At 62.0% G+C, this 17815-nt stretch carries 15 protein-coding genes; 5 read left to right on the top strand and 10 right to left on the bottom strand.

From position 1 onward, the window contains the following. Positions 1 to 86: 86 nt before the first annotated feature. From phoU to PFLQ2_RS26895, 6 genes are all read right to left on the bottom strand, one after another. Positions 87 to 848, bottom strand: a complete 762-nt coding sequence (gene phoU / locus PFLQ2_RS26870) for a phosphate signaling complex protein PhoU (protein WP_003177190.1) — start codon at positions 846 to 848, stop codon at positions 87 to 89. Between the two features lie 112 nt (positions 849 to 960). Beyond that, positions 961 to 1794, bottom strand: a complete 834-nt coding sequence (gene pstB, locus PFLQ2_RS26875; RefSeq protein ID WP_003177189.1) for a phosphate ABC transporter ATP-binding protein PstB — start codon at positions 1792 to 1794, stop codon at positions 961 to 963. Positions 1795 to 1957: 163 nt separating this feature from the next. Continuing rightward, positions 1958 to 3628: a phosphate ABC transporter permease PstA gene (gene pstA / locus PFLQ2_RS26880; protein WP_003177188.1), complete on the bottom strand. Its 1671-nt coding sequence runs from the start codon at positions 3626 to 3628 to the stop codon at positions 1958 to 1960. 15 nt (positions 3629 to 3643) lie between these two features. Further along, complete coding sequence (locus tag PFLQ2_RS26885) at positions 3644 to 5677, bottom strand: ABC transporter permease subunit (RefSeq protein ID WP_192814254.1); 2034 nt, start codon at positions 5675 to 5677, stop codon at positions 3644 to 3646. A gap of 473 nt (positions 5678 to 6150) precedes the next feature. Continuing rightward, positions 6151 to 7149, bottom strand: a complete 999-nt coding sequence (locus PFLQ2_RS26890) for a phosphate ABC transporter substrate-binding protein PstS family protein (RefSeq protein WP_003177186.1) — start codon at positions 7147 to 7149, stop codon at positions 6151 to 6153. A gap of 288 nt (positions 7150 to 7437) precedes the next feature. Next, on the bottom strand, positions 7438 to 8736 hold the full coding sequence (locus PFLQ2_RS26895) for an MFS transporter (RefSeq protein WP_003177185.1): 1299 nt from the start codon (positions 8734 to 8736) through the stop codon (positions 7438 to 7440). A 374-nt stretch (positions 8737 to 9110) separates the two neighbouring features. Here PFLQ2_RS26895 and PFLQ2_RS26900 point away from each other — a divergent pair, with 374 nt between their 5' ends. Both PFLQ2_RS26900 and PFLQ2_RS26905 read left to right on the top strand, forming a co-directional pair. Continuing rightward, on the top strand, positions 9111 to 9515 hold the full coding sequence (locus PFLQ2_RS26900) for an acyl-CoA thioesterase (RefSeq protein WP_003177184.1): 405 nt from the start codon (positions 9111 to 9113) through the stop codon (positions 9513 to 9515). A gap of 57 nt (positions 9516 to 9572) precedes the next feature. Further along, on the top strand, positions 9573 to 10472 hold the full coding sequence (locus tag PFLQ2_RS26905) for a D-hexose-6-phosphate mutarotase (protein WP_003177183.1): 900 nt from the start codon (positions 9573 to 9575) through the stop codon (positions 10470 to 10472). A 73-nt stretch (positions 10473 to 10545) separates the two neighbouring features. Here the strand turns inward: PFLQ2_RS26905 and trkA are convergent, their stop codons facing one another. The 4 genes from trkA to def form a co-directional block, all read right to left on the bottom strand. After that, positions 10546 to 11919 carry a Trk system potassium transporter TrkA gene (trkA, locus tag PFLQ2_RS26910; RefSeq protein WP_003177182.1) on the bottom strand — a complete coding sequence of 458 codons (1374 nt, stop codon included), beginning with the start codon at positions 11917 to 11919 and terminating at the stop codon, positions 10546 to 10548. A gap of 24 nt (positions 11920 to 11943) precedes the next feature. Further along, complete coding sequence (gene rsmB / locus PFLQ2_RS26915; protein ID WP_003177181.1) at positions 11944 to 13254, bottom strand: 16S rRNA (cytosine(967)-C(5))-methyltransferase RsmB; 1311 nt, start codon at positions 13252 to 13254, stop codon at positions 11944 to 11946. Beyond that, positions 13251 to 14210: a methionyl-tRNA formyltransferase gene (fmt, locus tag PFLQ2_RS26920; protein WP_003177180.1), complete on the bottom strand. Its 960-nt coding sequence runs from the start codon at positions 14208 to 14210 to the stop codon at positions 13251 to 13253. The genes rsmB and fmt overlap by 4 nt, the downstream gene beginning before the upstream one ends. 72 nt (positions 14211 to 14282) lie before the next feature. Beyond that, complete coding sequence (def, locus tag PFLQ2_RS26925) at positions 14283 to 14789, bottom strand: peptide deformylase (RefSeq protein WP_003177179.1); 507 nt, start codon at positions 14787 to 14789, stop codon at positions 14283 to 14285. A gap of 167 nt (positions 14790 to 14956) precedes the next feature. Between def and PFLQ2_RS26930 the strand changes: the two genes are divergently transcribed. From PFLQ2_RS26930 to PFLQ2_RS26940, 3 genes are all read left to right on the top strand, one after another. Continuing rightward, positions 14957 to 15982, top strand: a complete 1026-nt coding sequence (locus PFLQ2_RS26930; protein ID WP_003177178.1) for a LysM peptidoglycan-binding domain-containing protein — start codon at positions 14957 to 14959, stop codon at positions 15980 to 15982. Between the two features lie 80 nt (positions 15983 to 16062). After that, entirely contained in the window at positions 16063 to 17163 is a 1101-nt protein-coding gene (gene dprA, locus PFLQ2_RS26935; protein ID WP_003177177.1) for a DNA-processing protein DprA, read from the top strand. 60 nt (positions 17164 to 17223) lie between these two features. Next, positions 17224 to 17781 carry an L-threonylcarbamoyladenylate synthase gene (locus PFLQ2_RS26940; RefSeq protein WP_003177175.1) on the top strand — a complete coding sequence of 186 codons (558 nt, stop codon included), beginning with the start codon at positions 17224 to 17226 and terminating at the stop codon, positions 17779 to 17781. The last annotated feature ends 34 nt before the right edge of the window (positions 17782 to 17815 follow it).

Here is a 17815-nt window from a genome sequence, read left to right as displayed (position 1 = left end):
TTTTCGTTCGCGGGGTGCTGCTGACGATTAAAAAAAAATTCCAAAAAAAAGCCCGACCAGAAGGCCGGGCGCTTTTCTTGGCAATCTTACTTATCGTCAGCTTCGCCCGGAACATTAGCGGTTTCGGACAAGGTGCCCTCAACTTCTTCCTTCATGCGCTTGAGGCCCAAATGACGGACATCGGTGCCGCGCACCAGATAGATCACAAGTTCCGAGATGTTGCGCGCATGATCGCCGATACGCTCCAGAGAGCGCAGCACCCAGATGATGCTCAGCACCCGCGAGATCGAGCGCGGGTCCTCCATCATGTAGGTCGCCAACTCACGCAGGGCGGTCTTGTACTCGCGGTCGATGATCTTGTCGTACTGGGCCACCGACAATGCCAGATCGGCGTCGAAGCGGGCAAAGGCGTCCAGGGCATCGCGAACCATATTGCGCACCTGGTCGCCGATGTGGCGCACCTCGACGTAACCGCGCGGCGCTTCGCCTTCTTCGCACAACTGGATGGCGCGGCGGGCGATCTTGGTGGCTTCGTCGCCGATCCGCTCCAGGTCGATCACCGACTTGGAGATGCTGATGATCAGCCGCAGGTCGGAAGCGGCCGGCTGGCGACGGGCCAGGATGCGCAGGCATTCCTCGTCGATGTTGCGTTCCATCTGGTTGATCTGGTCGTCGATCTCACGCACTTGCTGGGCCAGGCCGGAGTCGGCCTCGATCAGCGCGGTGACCGCGTCGTTGACCTGTTTTTCCACCAGGCCGCCCATGGCCAGCAGGTGGCTGCGCACCTCCTCCAGCTCGGCGTTGAACTGTGCGGAAATGTGGTGGGTAAGGCCTTCCTTCGAAATCATGGTTTTGCTCCGCAAAAGCTGTGAGCTGCAAGCTTCAAGCTGCAAGCTAATTTGTGTCGTTACGCTGAACTGCCTTTACTTGCCGCTTGAAGCTTGCGGCTCGCAGCTGCCGCTAGCCATAGCGACCGGTAATGTAGTCTTCGGTCTGCTTCTTGGCCGGATTGGTGAACAAGGTGTCGGTGTCGCCGAATTCCACCAGTTTGCCCATGTACATGAACGCGGTGTAGTCGGACACCCGCGCCGCCTGCTGCATGTTGTGGGTCACGATGACAATGGTGAACTTGGACTTGAGTTCGTAGATCAATTCCTCGACTTTCAAGGTCGAGATCGGGTCCAGGGCCGAGCAAGGTTCGTCGAGCAGCAACACTTCCGGCTCCACCGCGATGGTGCGGGCAATCACCAGGCGCTGCTGTTGACCACCGGACAAGCCCAGTGCCGACTCATGCAGGCGATCCTTGACCTCATCCCACAGCGCCGCGCCCTTGAGGGCCCACTCCACCGCTTCGTCGAGGATACGCTTCTTGTTGATGCCTTGGATGCGCAGGCCGTAGACCACGTTTTCATAGATGGTCTTGGGGAATGGGTTGGGCTTCTGGAACACCATGCCCACGCGACGACGCAGCTCGGCCACGTCCTCGCCCTTGCGGTAGATGTTGTTGCCGTAGAGGTTGATTTCACCCTCCACGCGGCAGCCGTCCACCAGGTCGTTCATGCGGTTGAAGGTGCGCAGCAAAGTCGACTTGCCGCAGCCCGACGGACCGATGAACGCGGTGACGCGTTGTTTCGGGATGTTCAGGCTGACGTCATACAGCGCCTGCTTCTGGCCGTAGAACAGGCTCAGGCCCGGCACTTCGATGGCGACGGTTTCCTGCGCCAGGTCCAGGCTCTGCTTGTCGCGACCCAGGGCCGACATGTTGATGCCGCGTGCTTGTACTTCGTGTTGCATGGGAGGCTCCCTGTGCTAACAAATTCGGTTCGGTTGACCACTAAGCGGCCATGCCAATCTGTGTATCTGTGGGAGCGGGCTTGCTCGCGAAAGCGGTGTGTCAGCTTGCATCTCTACAGGATGTGCCGCCGTCTTCGCGAGCAAGCCCGCTCCCACATGAAAATCAACTATCCAACGCCTTGTACTTCTCACGCAGGTGGTTACGGATCCACACCGCCGACAGGTTGAGCGTGGCGATCACCAGCACCAGCAACAGCGCCGTGGCGTACACCAGCGGTCGTGCCGCTTCGACGTTCGGGCTCTGGAAGCCGACGTCGTAGATATGAAAGCCCAAGTGCATGATTTTCTGGTCAAGGTGCAGGTACGGGTAGTTGCCGTCCAGCGGCAGCGACGGGGCCAGTTTCACCACGCCCACCAGCATCAGCGGCGCCACTTCGCCGGCGGCACGGGCCACGGCGAGGATCATGCCGGTCATCATGGCCGGGCTCGCCATGGGCAGGACGATTTTCCACAAGGTCTCGGCCTTGGTCGCGCCCAGAGCCAGAGAGCCCTCGCGCACGGTCCGCGGGATCCGCGCCAGGCCTTCCTCGGTGGCGACGATCACCACCGGCACCGCCAGCAGCGCCAAAGTCAGGGAAGCCCAGAGCAGCCCCGGGGTGCCGAAGGTTGGCGCCGGCAAGGCCTCGGGGAAGAACAAGCGGTCGAGCGAGCCACCCAGCACGTAGACGAAAAAGCCCAGGCCGAACACGCCGTAGACGATGGCCGGTACGCCTGCCAGGTTGTTCACCGCGATACGGATCAGGCGGGTCATCGGCCCTTGGCGGGCGTATTCACGCAGGTACACCGCGGCCAGCACACCGAATGGCGTCACGATCATCGCCATGATCAGGGTCATCATCACCGTGCCGAAGATAGCCGGGAAGATCCCGCCCTCGGTGTTGGCTTCGCGAGGATCGTCGCTGAGAAATTCCCAGACCTTGCTGAAATAGAAACCGAGCTTGGTGAACGTGCCCATGGCGTTCGGCTGGTAGGCGTGCACCACCTTGCCGATGCCGATTTCCACTTCCTTGCCGTTGGCATCGCGGGCCGTCAGGCTGTCGCGATTGAACTGCGCATGCAGGTCGGACAGGCGTGCTTCGATGTCCTTGTAACGGGCGTTGAGTTCGGCGCGCTCGCCTTCCAGGTCTGCCTGGGCGGTGGCGTCGAGCTTGCCATCCAGCTCCAGTTTGCGCCCGTGCAGGCGGATGCGCTCCAGGCCGGCGTTGATGGCGCCGATATCAACTTTTTCCAAGGTCTTGAGTTCGCCTGCCAGCTGGTTGACGCGTTGTACGCGAGCCTGCAGCTGCGGCCAGGCGGCCTCGCCTTCGGCAATGACCTTGCCGTCTTCCTTGACGTTGACCAGGTAGCCGTAGAAATTGCCCCACTCACGACGCTCGATGGCCATCAGCTCCGGCGGCGTGGTCTGGTTGGTCAGCCAGTCGCCGACGATCCAGGTGAAGTCGGTGCCGTTCAGGTCCCGGTTACCCACCTTGACCAGCTCGCGGGTCATGAACTCAGGGCCTTCGTCCGGCACCGGCAGGCCGGCGCTTTTCAGGCGTTCGCGCGGTACTTCTTCTTTCTGCACCACTTCGCCCACCACCAAGTGCGCGGGCATGCCGGGCACGTTGTAGTTGGCATGGATCAGATCCGCCGGCCAGAAGTGACCCAGGCCGCGCACAGCGATCACCGCCAGCAGGCCAATGGTCATGATGACCGCGATGGACACCGCGCCACCGCTGATCCAGACGCCGGGGGCGCCGCTCTTGAACCATCCTTTCAGGGAGTTCTGTTTCACAGACTTCTACCTTTCTTAAAGCGACGAATATTTCTTGCGCAGACGCTGACGGATCAGCTCGGCGAGGGTGTTCATGACGAAGGTGAACAACAGCAGCACCAGCGCCGACAGGAACAGCACGCGGTAATGGCTGCCGCCGACTTCCGATTCGGGCATTTCCACCGCCACGTTGGCCGCCAGGGTGCGCAGGCCTTCGAACAGGTTCATTTCCATGACCGGCGTGTTGCCGGTGGCCATCAGCACGATCATCGTTTCGCCCACCGCACGGCCCATGCCGATCATCAGCGCCGAGAAAATACCTGGGCTGGCGGTGAGGATCACCACGCGGGTCATGGTCTGCCACGGCGTGGCGCCAAGGGCCAGGGAGCCCAGGGTCAGGCCGCGTGGCACGCTGAATACGGCGTCTTCGGCAATGGAATAAATGTTCGGGATAACCGCGAAGCCCATCGCCAGGCCAACCACCAGAGCGTTGCGCTGGTCATAGGTGATGCCCAGGTCATGGGAGATCCACATGCGCATGTCGCCGCCGAAGAACCAGGCCTCCATGTACGGGCTCATGTACAGCGAGAGCCAGCCGACGAACAGGATCACCGGGATCAGCATCGCGCTTTCCCAGCCTTCCGGCACCTTCAGGCGAATGGATTCAGGCAGGCGACTGAAGACGAAACCGGCCACCAGGATGCCGATCGGCAGCAACATCAACAGGCTGAAGATGCCCGGCAGGTGCCCTTCAACATACGGCGCCAGGAACAGGCCCGCGAAGAAACCGAGGATCACCGTCGGCATCGCTTCCATCAACTCGATCACCGGCTTGACCTTGCGGCGCATGCCCGGGGCCATGAAATAGGCGGTGTAGATCGCCGCGGCAACCGCCAGCGGAGCGGCCAGCAGCATCGCGTAGAACGCGGCCTTGAGGGTACCGAAGGTCAGCGGCGAGAGGCTCAGCTTGGGTTCGAAGTCGGTGTTGGCGGCAGTCGATTGCCAGACGTATTTAGGCTCGTCGTAGTTTTCGTACCAGACCTTGCTCCACAACGCGCTCCACGAGACTTCCGGGTGCGGGTTGTCCAGCGTCAGCGGCTGCAGCTTGCCGCCCTGCTCCACGATCAGGCGATTGGCCCGGGGCGACATGCCGAACACGCCTTGGCCGTCGACCACCTGGTCCACCAGCAAGGTGCGATGGGCAGTGCTGTGGAACACACCGAGCTTGCCGGCCGCATCGAGGGCGACGAAGCCTTTGCGCCGTTCCTCGGCAGTGATTTCAACGATAGGCGCGGTGCCCATCTGGAAGGTGCGGATCTGCTTCAGGCGCTGCTCACCGTCCGGATCCCGGGCCATGAACCATTGGGCCAGGCCACCTCTGGAGTCGCCGAAGATCAGCGAAATCCCGCCCACCAACTGGGTTGCGGCGGTGACTTGGGCTTCGCCGTTTTCCAACAACTTGTAGCGACCGTTCAGGCTCTTGTCCCGCAGGCTGAATACATCGGCCTGGGCGCGCCCATTGACCACGTAGAGCCATTGCTGGCGCGGGTCGACGAAGATGTTCTTCACCGGCTCCGTCATCTGCGGCAGATCGATACGCGTCTGCTCGCTGGTGGTTTCGCCGGTCATCATGTTTTCTTCGCGGGTCAAGGACAGCACCTGCAACTGGGCACCGCTGGAACCGGCCAGCAACAGGGTCGAATCCGTGGCGTTGAGGCTGACATGCTCCAGTGCCGCGCCCTGCTCGTTCAACGCAATCGGGGTCTCGCCATAGGGATATTCGACGGCAGGCGAGATGGTCTTCTTGCCGTCCGGGTACGTGACGTTATAGGTGTGACGGAACACCAGCGCCTGGCCGTTGGACAGGCCGATCGCCACCAGCGGACTGCCGGGCTGATCTTCGCCAATGGAGGTGACGCTGGCGCCGGCCGGGATCGGCAGATTGACCCGACGCAGTTCGGCACCACTGTTGATGTCGAAAAACAGCGCCTGGCCCTTGTCGGAAACCCGCAGGGCGACTTGGTTCTGCTCTTCGATGGCGATCATCAGGGGTTTGCCGGCATCTTGCATCCAAGCCGGGGTGATCGATTCCTTGGCGGTCAGGTCCGCGCCCTGGAACAGCGGCAGCACCACGTAGGCCAGGAAGAAGAAGATCAAGGTAATGGCGGCCAGGACGGCGAGGCCGCCGATCAGGACATACCAGCGAGTCAGGCGATCCTTGAGCGCACGGATGCGGCGCTTGCGTTGCAGCTCAGGCGTATTGAAGTCAATGCGCTTGGGAGGGGAAGTCGTAGTCATTGGGGAATTGGCCAGATCATTCATGCGCACACCCTAGCGATCCTGTATGACAGAAAGATGACAATGCAGTGACGCAACAAATCCGCCGCCAGCTAGAAGCGGCAGCGGACGGAAAATTCGTGCCTGTGGGAGCGGGCTTGCTCGCGAAGGGGCCAGCACATTCGATATGGATGCCGACTGATCCACCGCATTCGCGAGCAAGCCCGCTCCCACAGAGAGCCCGGGCGTTGACCCGGGCTCAGGTATTACTTCTTGGCGACGTTGCTGCCTTCCGCCAGACCCAGGTCAGCCAATGCCTTGGCAGCTACCTTGGCCGGTACCGGGATGTAGCCGTCCTTGACCACGACTTCCTGGCCTTGCTTGGACAGGATCAGCTTCACGAACTCGGCTTCCAGCGGGGCCAGAGGCTTGTTCGGTGCCTTGTTGACGTAGACGTAGAGGAAGCGCGACAGCGGGTACTTGCCGTTCAGGGCGTTTTCTTCGGTGTCTTCGATGAAGTCAGTGCTGCCTTTCTTGGCCAAGGCCACAGTCTTCACACTGGCGGTCTTGTAGCCGATGCCCGAATAACCGATGCCGTTGAGCGAAGAGCTGATGGACTGCACCACCGACGCCGAACCAGGTTGCTCGTTGACGTTTGCCTTGTAGTCGCCTTTGCACAGGGCTTCTTCTTTGAAATAGCCGTAAGTGCCGGACACCGAGTTACGGCCGAACAGTTGCACTGGCTTGTTGGCCAGGTCGCCGGTCACGCCCAGGTCGCCCCAGATCTTCACGTCGGTTTTAGCGCCGCACAGACGGGTGGACGAGAAGATCGCGTCGACCTGTTCCATGGTCAGGTGCTGGATCGGGTTGTCCTTGTGTACGAATACCGCCAGGGCGTCCACGGCCACCGGGATTGCGGTTGGCTTGTAGCCGTACTTCTGTTCGAAGGCCTGCAGCTCGTTGTCCTTCATCTTGCGGCTCATCGGGCCCAGGTTGGCGGTGCCTTCGGTGAGGGCGGGCGGCGCGGTGGAGGAACCGGCGGCTTGGATCTGGATATTTACGTTCGGGTATTCTTTCTTGTAGTTCTCGGCCCACAAGGTCATCAGGTTGGCCAGGGTATCGGAGCCGACGCTGGACAGGTTGCCCGACACACCAGTGGTCTTGGTGTAGCTCGGGATCGCAGGGTCAACAGCGGCAACCGCGTTGGCAGTCGCAACGCCAGCGGCGACAAAGGTCATTGCCGCCATCAAACGCTTCAGTTTCATGCCTTACTCCTAGCAGATAGGGTGTGTTAAGTCGGCCAAGTATCGGTAAGCCGTGTGAACACTCTATGGCTGAAATATGACAATTGGATGAAAGGCCAGTATTGAATTTTACGAGATGATTTCTGCCGGTAGAGTCAGGCCGAAGACCCGCTCATTTACAGAGATGTACCCATCCGTGGCGAGGGAGCTTGCTCCCGCTTGAGTGCGCAGCACTCATAAAGAAGGGGTTGCTGCGCAACCCAGCGGGAGCAAGCTCCCTCGCCACAATGAATCGCAACCGCCTTGAGCTTAGCGCCCGTTCTTCCAAAGATAACCACCCACCAGGATTCCAATCCCGCAGATCACCGCCACGTAATAGGCCGGGCCCAGCGGGCTTTCCTTGAGCAGCAGCGTGACGACCATCGGGGTCAGGCCGCCGAAGATCGCATAGGCCAGGTTGTAGGAGAACGACAGGCCACTGAAGCGAACCACGGCCGGGAACGCCTTGACCATGACATAAGGCACGGCGCCGATGGTGCCCACCAGCAGACCACTCAGCGCATAGAGCGGGAACAGCCATTCGGGGTGGTCGAACAGGCTGTGATAGAAGGTCCAAGAGGTGATCAGCAGCAACGCGCTGCCAAACACAAACACCCGCCCAGCGCCGAAGCGGTCGGCCAGCACGCCGGCGCCAATGCAGCCAAAGCTCAGGAAAACAATCGCCAGGCTGTTGGCCTGCAATGCGGTGGTCGGGCTGAAATGGTAAACGGTCTGCAACACTGTCGGGGTCATCAGGATGATGACGATGATGCCGGCCGACAGTAGCCAGGTCAGCAGCATTGAAACGGTGATGGCGCCGCGATGGTCACGCAGCACGGCCTTCAACGGCACTTCCTCGGCCAGGGCCTTGCGCAGTTGCAGCTCGGCGAAAACCGGGGTTTCGTGGAGCCAGCGGCGCAGGTACACCGAGAACAGGCCAAACACACCGCCCAGCAGGAACGGAATCCGCCAAGCGTAATCCGCCACTTCCACCGGTGTGTAGATGCCATTGATGGCGGTCGCGACCAACGAACCCAGGAGGATCCCCGCCGTCAGGCCGCAAGTCAGCGTGCCGCAGGCATAGCCGATGTGCCGTGCAGGAACGTGTTCGGAAACGAAGACCCAGGCACCCGGCACTTCGCCGCCAATGGCTGCGCCCTGGATCACCCGCATCAGCAACAGCAGGATGGGCGCCCACATGCCGATCTGGGCGTAAGTGGGCAGCAAACCCATGATCAGGGTCGGCACGGCCATCATGAAAATGCTCAGGGTGAACATTTTCTTGCGCCCCAGCAGGTCGCCGAAGTGGGCCATGACGATGCCGCCCAATGGCCGGGCCAGGTAACCGGCGGCAAAAATGCCGAAGGTCTGCATCAAGCGCAGCCACTCGGGCATGTCGGCGGGGAAGAACAATTTGCCGACCACGGTGGCAAAGAACACGAAAATGATGAAATCGTAGAACTCCAGCGCACCGCCAAGGGCAGAAAGCGACAGGGTCTTGTAATCGTTGCGGGTCAGTGGACGTGCAGGTTGTGCGGGCGTCGTCGTGCTCGAAGGCGCAGTGGTCATGGCAAGGGCTTCTCTTATAGTCAATTGCGCAACCCGACAACGCGGGTTTGGGGCCTGGGCAGGTTCGGCACGATAGCAAATTGTTCGAAAAAGCACATAGAGGCGCGTAATTGACGGTCAAAATCAGAACCCGGTGGTCGTCTCGACGCCTATCGCCCGATATACTCGCAACCTGCAACACTTTGTAGGGGGTTGCTGTGCGAAAACGCCGTTGGTGGCGAAAAGTAGAACCAGCCGGTTTCGCAGAGTATCCCTTTGGCACGCCTTTACGAAAAACGTGACGAACGTAGTCTGTTCGGGCTGAATCGTTTTTTTCAAGGACGGCTATTCACCTGAAGCACAAGACAGCGTTACGGGTCAGAGGCACCCCCGGCATGATAGAACTCGAACAAGAAGATCCGATCCCGCAAGGCGACCTGGCCCTGCAAATCACCGCGCTCCCGCGTGAAACCAATGGTTTTGGCGATATTTTCGGCGGTTGGCTGGTGTCCCAGATGGACCTGGCCGGCACAGCCATGGCCAGCAAGGTCGCCGGCGGACGCGTCGCCACCGTGGCAATCGATCGCATGGCGTTCCTCGTGCCGGTGGCCGTGGGCGCGCAGTTGTCGTTCTACACCCAGGCGCTGGAAATCGGCCGCAGCTCGATCCAGATGATGGTCGAGGTCTGGAGCGACGATCCGCTGTCCAGCGAATGGCGCAAGGTGACCGAGGCCGTGTTCGTGTTCGTCGCCATCGACGGCAGCGGTCGTACCCGCTCGGTTCCACCTCGCGCCCGTTAAACACGGCGGCCGTTTTGCGGTCCATTGCAGTTCCTGTTCCTGAACGAGATTTGCAGCATGCCTACGCCCAATGTCGAAGCCGTCAAACTGGATGAACTGAACGGCTGGCGCATCCGCCACGGTCAGGCCGAGTTGCTGGTGGCCCAGCAAGGCGCGCACATCCTCAGTTATCAAGTAGACGGCCAGCCGCCGCTGATCTGGCTCAACGACCAGGCCACTTTCAAGGCCGGCAAAAGCATTCGCGCCGGCGTGCCGGTGTGCTGGCCGTGGTTCGGTAACCTGACGCGCAACCCAGACAGCGTCCAGGCCATGCGCGTCAGCAACGACCCGGCCACCGCCCACGGCCTGGTGCGGGCAATGGATTGGGAGCTGAAGGGCATCGAAGCCGAAGGCGAGAGCCTCAAGGTGGAATTCGTCTTGCCCTATCCGGAAAACGGCCTCTCGGGCTGGCCGCACCAAGTCGACCTGACGCTGACCATCGTGATGGACGAGCAGTTGCACATCCGCCTGACCAGCCATAACCGCGGCAGTGAAACCGTCAGCCTCAGCCAGGCGCTGCACAGCTACTTCGCCGTAAGCGATGTGCGCAATGTGCATGTCGAAGGGGTGGACGGCTTGGACTACATCGAGACCCTGGACGACTGGAACACCGCGACCCAGGCCGGCGACTTGCATTTTGCCGGCGAGACCGACCGCATCTACCTCGACACACCGCCGACGCTGAGCATTGTCGACCCGCATTGGAATCGACGGATCGAACTGACCAGCTGCGGTTCGCGCTCGGCGGTGATCTGGAATCCCTGGACCGAACGCGCCAAGGCCTTCAGTGACATGGCCGACGATGGCTGGCAGCGCATGCTGTGCATCGAGACGGCAAACGTGATGGACGATGTGGTGACGCTGTTACCCGAGGCCAGCCATACCCTGGGCGTGAGCATCAGCAGCAAGCCGCTCTAAGCCACACCATGAATACCACCGTGGGAGCGGGCTTGCTCGCGAAAGCGAATGATCATGCACCGCAGATTCTGGATCAGAAGAAGCTCAACCCCACATGAAACAGCTTCTCGACGTCGCGAATGTGTTTTTTATCCACCAGGAACAGGATCACATGGTCGCCGGTCAGGATCGTGGTGTCGTCATGGGCGATCAGCACTTCTTCATCGCGGATGATCGCGCCAATGGTGGTGCCTGGCGGCAGGCCGATGTCGCGGATGGCTTTGCCGATCACTTTGCTCGACTTGGCATCGCCGTGGGCAATCGCCTCGATGGCTTCGGCCGCGCCTCGGCGCAGGGAATGCACGCTGACGATGTCGCCACGCCGCACGTGGGCCAGCAGGGTGCCGATGGTCGCCAGTTGCGGGCTGATGGCGATGTCGATGTCGCCGCCCTGGATCAGGTCGACGTAGGCCGGGTTGTTGATGATGGTCATCACCTTTTTCGCCCCCAGGCGCTTGGCCAATAGCGACGACATGATGTTGGCTTCGTCATCGTTGGTCAGGGCCAGGAAGAGGTCGGCCTCGGCGATGTTCTCCTCCAGCAGCAGGTCGCGGTCCGAGGCGCTGCCCTGCAACACCACGGTGCTGTCGAGGGTGTCGGAGAGATAGCGGCAGCGCGCCGGGTTCATTTCGATGATCTTGACCTGATAGCGACTTTCGATGGCTTCGGCCAGGCGCTCGCCGATCTGTCCACCGCCGGCGATGACGATGCGCTTGTAGTTTTCGTCCAGGCGACGCATTTCGCTCATCACTGCGCGAATGTTGGCCTTGGCGGCGATGAAAAATACCTCGTCGTCCGCTTCGATCACCGTATCGCCCTGGGGCAGGATCGGCCGGTCACGCCGGAAAATCGCCGCGACCCGCGTCTCCACGTTGGGCATGTGCTCGCGCAATTGGCGCAATTGCTGGCCCACCAGCGGCCCGCCGTAGTAAGCCTTGACCGCCACCAGTTGCGCCTTGCCTTCGGCAAAATCGATGACCTGCAAGGCGCCCGGGTGTTCGATCAGGCGCTTGATGTAGTTGGTCACCACCTGTTCGGGGCTGATCAACACGTCCACCGGGATCGCTTCGTTGTCGAACAGGTCGGCGCGGGTCAGGTAGGCGGCTTCGCGCACCCGGGCGATTTTGGTCGGGGTGTGGAACAAAGTGTGGGCGACCTGGCAGGCCACCATGTTGGTTTCGTCGCTGTTGGTGACGGCCACCAGCATGTCGGCATCGTCGGCGCCGGCCTGGCGCAGCACCGTCGGCAACGATCCGCGGCCTTGTACGGTACGGATGTCGAGGCGGTCGCCCAAGTCCCGCAGGCGTTCGCCGTCGGTGTCGACCACAGTGATGTCGTTGGCCTCGCTGGCCAGGTGTTCCGCCAGCGAACCGCCGACCTGCCCTGCGCCAAGGATGATGATTTTCATCCGGTCACTCCTATCGATTCGGTCTTAACCGCGCGCGGCGGCGATCTTGATCAGCTTGGCGTAATAGAACCCGTCGTGACCGCCTTCCTGGGCCAGCAACTGGCGGCCATGGGGCTGCTTGAGGCCGGCCTGGCTGGCGATGTCCAGCTCGCGGGCACCCGGGGTGCGGGCAAGGAAGGCTTCGATCACCTCGGTGTTCTCGGTGGGCAATGTCGAGCAGGTGGCATAGAGCAGCATGCCGCCCACGTCGAGGGTCGGCCACAGGGCATCGAGCAGTTCGCCCTGCAGCACGGCCAAGGCAGCGATGTCGTCCGGCTGGCGGGTGAGTTTGATGTCCGGATGCCGGCGGATCACGCCAGTGGCCGAGCATGGTGCATCCAACAGGATGCGTTGGAACGGCTTGCCGTCCCACCAAGTTGCCGTGTCGCGACCGTCGGCGGCGAACAGCTCGGCGTCCAGGCCCAGGCGCGTGAGGTTTTCCTTCACGCGCACCAGGCGCTTGGCTTCCAGGTCCACCGCCACCACGCCGGCCAGTTTCGGCTCGGCCTCGAGGATGTGGCAGGTCTTGCCTCCCGGCGCGCAGCAGGCGTCCAGCACCCGTTGGCCGGGGGCCAGTTCCAGCAGGTCGGCGGCCAGTTGCGCGGCTTCGTCCTGGACGCTGATCCAACCGTCGACGAAACCTGGCAGGGCGCGTACATCACCCGGAGTCTCCAACAGAATGCCGTCGCGGCTGAACTCGCACGGCCGGGCCGGGATGCCGGCCTCGCCCAGCAAGGCCAGGTAGGCATCGCGCGTATGGTGACGCCGGTTGACCCGCAAGATCATCGGCGGATGGGCGTTGTTGGCGGCGCAAATGGCTTCCCATTGCTCGGGCCAGAAGGCCTTCAAGGCTTTCTGCAACCAGCGCGGGTGGGCGGTGCGCACCACCGGATCATGCTCAAGCTCCGCCAACAGGCCTTCGCTTTCCCGTTGGGCGCGGCGCAACACGGCATTGATCAGGGCCTTGGCCCAGGGCTTCTTCAGTTTGTCGGCGCAGCCTACGGTTTCGCCGATGGCGGCGTGGGCGGGTACGCGGGTGTAAAGCAACTGATAAAGGCCCACCAGCAGCAACGCTTCGACATCCGCGTCGGCGGCCTTGAACGGCTTCTGCAACAGCTTGGCCGCCAGGGCCGATAGCCGCGGCTGCCAACGGGCGGTGCCGAACGCCAAGTCCTGGGTGAAACCGCGGTCACGGTCTTCTACTTTGTCCAGTTGAGTCGGCAGGGAACTGTTGAGGGAGGCTTTGCCGCTGAGAACGGCGGCAAGTGCCTTGGCGGCGGCCAGGCGCGGATTCATGAGGCGTCCGCCACTTGGCCCAGATGACTGCCAACGGCAAATTGCTCGCGACGACTGTTGAACAAGTCGCTGAAGTTCAGCGCCTTGCCGCCGGGCAATTGCAGACGTGTCAGGCACAGCGCCTGTTCACCGCAGGCGACCACGAGACCGTCCTTGCTGGCAGCGAGGATCTGGCCCGGTGCGCCCAGCCCTTCGGCGCGGCTGGCCGCCAGCACTTTAAGGGCTTCACCGTTCAAGGTGCTGTGGCAGATCGGCCAAGGATTGAAAGCGCGTACCAGGCGCTCCAGCTCGACAGCCGGACGGCTCCAGTCGATGCGGGCCTCGTCCTTGTTCAATTTGTGAGCATAAGTGGCGAGGCTGTCATCCTGCACTTCGCCTTCCAGGGTGCCGGCCGCTAAGCCTGCGATGGCCTCGACCACCGCCGGCGGGCCGATGAGCGCGAGGCGGTCGTGCAGGCTGCCACCGGTATCGTCGGCGCTGATCGGAGTGCTGACTTTGAGCAGCATCGGCCCGGTGTCCAGGCCGGCCTCCATGCGCATCACGGTCACGCCGCTCTCGGCGTCGCCCGCTTCCACGGCGCGCTGGATCGGCGCCGCACCGCGCCAACGTGGCAGCAGCGAAGCGTGGCTGTTGATGCAACCCAGGCGCGGAATATCCAGCACCACTTGGGGCAGGATCAGGCCGTAGGCGACCACCACCATCAAGTCCGGCTGCAGTGCGGCCAGTTCGGCCTGGGCCTGCGCATCACGCAGGGTCGGCGGTTGTAACACCGGGATGCCGTTTTCCAGGGCCAACTGCTTGACCGGGCTGGGCATCAGCTTTTGTCCGCGGCCCGCCGGACGATCCGGCTGGGTGTAGACCGCGACGATCTCGTGAGGGCTGCTCAACAGGGCCTTGAGGTGTTCGGCGGCAAATTCAGGGGTGCCGGCAAAGACGATGCGCAGTGGCTCAGTCATGGGAAGCTCTCAAATTTCAAAGCAGTCGCAAAAAGAAAAAGGCTTGCCGCAGCAAGCCTTTGAAGGAGGGCATCAAGCATTCTGGCGATGCAGTTTTTCCAGTTTTTTCTTGATCCGGTCACGCTTGAGCGTAGACAGGTAATCGACGAACAACTTGCCGTTGAGGTGGTCACACTCGTGCTGGATGCACACCGCCAGCAGGCCTTCGGCGATCATTTCGTAAGGCTGGCCGTCACGGTCCAGGGCCTTGATCCTGACTTTCTGCGGGCGGTCGACGTTCTCGTAGAAGCCCGGAACCGAGAGGCAGCCTTCCTGGTATTGCTCCATCTCGTCCGTCAGGGTTTCGAACTCGGGGTTGATGAACACCCGTGGCTCGCTGCGGTCTTCGGAGAGGTCCATGACGACGATACGCTTGTGCACGTTGACCTGGGTCGCGGCGAGGCCGATGCCTGGCGCCTCATACATTGTTTCAAACATGTCATCGACCAACTGACGCACTTCGTCGTCCACTACGGCCACGGGTTTGGCGATAGTGCGCAGGCGCGGGTCCGGAAATTCGAGAATGTTCAAAATGGCCATAAGCTTGATAAATGCACGTGTGAGGTAAAGTCGGGTGGCTGGCCTGGCGTGTCTTGGGATGCAGGCTACCGTTGTAAAACGTTGCTCCTGAAGCGCAGAGCCTCACGGAGCGAGCCACGGGGGCTCTGGCGTTTCACGCGAACGCACATAATAAAGGGATTCACCGCATGAGGAAATCACTACTCGCCCTGCTCGTTCTGGCCTCGGCCGGCGTCGCGCACGGGCAAGTGCAACTTCGGGAGGGTTTTCCCCCGCAATACACGGTGGTGACGGGAGACACCCTGTGGGACATTTCCGGTAAGTACCTGCGCGAGCCCTGGAAATGGCCGGAGCTCTGGCAGGCCAACCCGCAGATCGAAAACCCGAACCTGATCTATCCCGGCGACACCCTGTCGCTGGTCTACGTCAACGGGCAGCCGCGCCTGACCCTCAATCGCGGCTCCTCGCGAGGCACCATCAAACTGTCCCCGCGCATCCGCAGCTCGCCGGTGGCCGACGCCATCCCGAGCATTCCGCTGCAGGCCATCAACAGCTTTTTATTGAGCAACCGTATCGTCGACACCGCCGAGGATTTCAACAAGGCGCCGTATATTGTCGCCGGCAATGCCGAGCGGGTGCTCAGCGGCATGGGAGACCGGGTCTTTGCCCGTGGTTCATTCGACGCGAGCCAGTCGGCGTATGGCATCTTCCGCCAGGGCAAGGTCTACACCGACCCCGAGACCAAGGAGTTCCTGGGCATCAACGCCGACGATATCGGCGGCGGCGAAGTGGTTGCCACCGAGGGTGATGTCACCACGCTGACCCTGCAGCGCACCACCCAGGAAGTACGCCTCGGTGACCGCCTGTTCAGCGGCGAAGAACGCTCGATCAACTCGACGTTCATGCCCAGCGCGCCAAAATCGGAAATCAACGGGCTGATCCTCGACGTGCCCCGGGGCGTGACCCAGATCGGCGCGCTCGACGTGGTAACCCTGAACAAGGGCCGTCGCGATGGGCTGGCCGAAGGCAACGTGCTGGCGGTGATGAAAACCGGGGAGACCGTGCGCGACCGCATCACTGGCGAGTCGGTAAAAATCCCCGACGAACGGGCCGGCCTGTTGATGGTGTTCCGTACCTACGACAAGCTCAGTTATGGCTTGGTGCTCTACGCATCGCGTTCGTTGGCGGTGCTCGACAAGGTGCGTAATCCATAACGGGTCTCACAAGTTACCAACAGAGTTATCCACAGCTTGTTCCCGTTTCTACGGGGCTTATAACGGTCAAGGATGATCGCATGTCATTACCTGAATCTGCTCCGGTTTCCCCTGCGGAACTGGAGGCCCGGCTACGTCTTCATCGCTTGCCGGAGCTTGGACCCAAACGTTTCATGACCCTGATGGAGGCCTTCGGCTCGGCCTCCAAAGCCATCAGCGCACCGGCCAGCGCGTGGCAAGCATTGCGCTTGCCTGCGGCGTGCGCCGAGGCTCGGCGCAACCCGGATGTGCGTGACGGCGCCGCCCACGCATTGGCCTGGCTAGAGCGTTCGGGTCAGCATTTATTGATGTGGGACCAACCGGACTACCCGGCGCTGCTGGCGCAGATCAGCGACGCGCCACCGCTGCTGTTCGTCGCGGGCGACGCATCGATCCTGGAAAAACCCCAGCTGGCGATGGTCGGCAGTCGCCGCGCATCGCGACCGGGCATGGACACCGCGGCGGCGTTTTCCCGCAGCCTGGCCGGCGCCGGTTTTGTCATCACCAGCGGCTTGGCCTTGGGTATCGATGCGGCAGCCCATCAAGCGGCGCTGGACGTCGGCGGGCGCACCATCGGCGTACTGGGCACCGGCCTGGAAAATTTTTATCCACAGCGCAATCGACGACTGGCGGAGGCGATGATTGCCCAGGGCAGCGCCGTGCTGTCGGAGTTCCCGCTGGACGCGCCACCTCATGCCAGCAATTTTCCGCGCCGCAACCGGATCATCAGCGGCTTGTCCCTGGGTGTGCTGGTGGTGGAGGCCAGTATTGCCAGTGGCTCGCTGATCACGGCACGGCTGGCCGCCGAACAGGGTCGCGAGGTGTACGCCATTCCGGGGTCCATTCATCATCCCGGCGCCCGGGGCTGTCACCAACTGATCCGCGACGGCGCCGCGCTGGTGGAAACCGTTGAACATATCTTTGAAGCCTTGCGGGGCTGGCAGCGGTTAGCGCCAGCCCAAGCGCCTGAACCCGTGACCCATCCGCTGTTGCGCCTGCTGCATGCCGCCCCGCTGAGCACTGAGGCGCTGGCCGATGCCAGTGGCTGGGGGTTGCCCAAGGTGCTTGCAGCCCTGACCGAGCTGGAAATGGAAGGACGCGCCATCCGTGACAATGGTCGCTGGTTTGCGCGCACGCGCTAGGTTTTATGGGGAAGATCGGTAAACTGCGCACAGCCTTATTTGTGTTGCGGAGATTCTTTCATGGTCAACAGTTGGCGTGTGCAACAAGCCGCGCGAGAAATTCGTGCCGGGGCGGTGATTGCCTATCCAACCGAAGCGGTCTGGGGCCTGGGTTGTGATCCGTGGAACGAGGAAGCGGTGGAACGGCTCTTGGCGATCAAATCGCGGTTGCCTGACAAAGGCCTGATCCTGGTGGCTGACAATATCCGCCAGTTCGACTTCTTGTTCGAAGACTTCCCCGAAACCTGGATGGACCGCATGGCCAGCACGTGGCCAGGGCCCAATACCTGGCTGGTTCCGCACCAGTGTCTGCTGCCTGAATGGATTACCGGTGTGCACGATACCGTCGCACTGCGGGTCAGCGATCATCCCACGGTGCGCGACCTCTGCTCGCTGGTCGGCCCATTGGTGTCAACCTCGGCCAACCCCCAGGGTCGCCCGGCAGCGCGCACGCGGATTCGCGTCGAACAGTATTTCCGTGGGCAGATCGACTTGGTGCTGGGCGGTAACCTGGGCGGGCGCAAGAACCCCAGCGTGATTCGCGACCTGGCGACCGGGAAAGTCGTGCGGCCGGACTGAGACCGCGCCGGTCCCATTCGCGAGCAAGCCCGCT

Origin of the sequence: Pseudomonas fluorescens Q2-87, from assembly GCF_000281895.1 — a bacterium.
Lineage (GTDB): Bacteria > Pseudomonadota > Gammaproteobacteria > Pseudomonadales > Pseudomonadaceae > Aquipseudomonas > Aquipseudomonas fluorescens_S.
The sequence above is the reverse complement of the archived record's forward strand: the minus strand, read 5'-3'. Positions and strand labels throughout refer to the sequence as shown.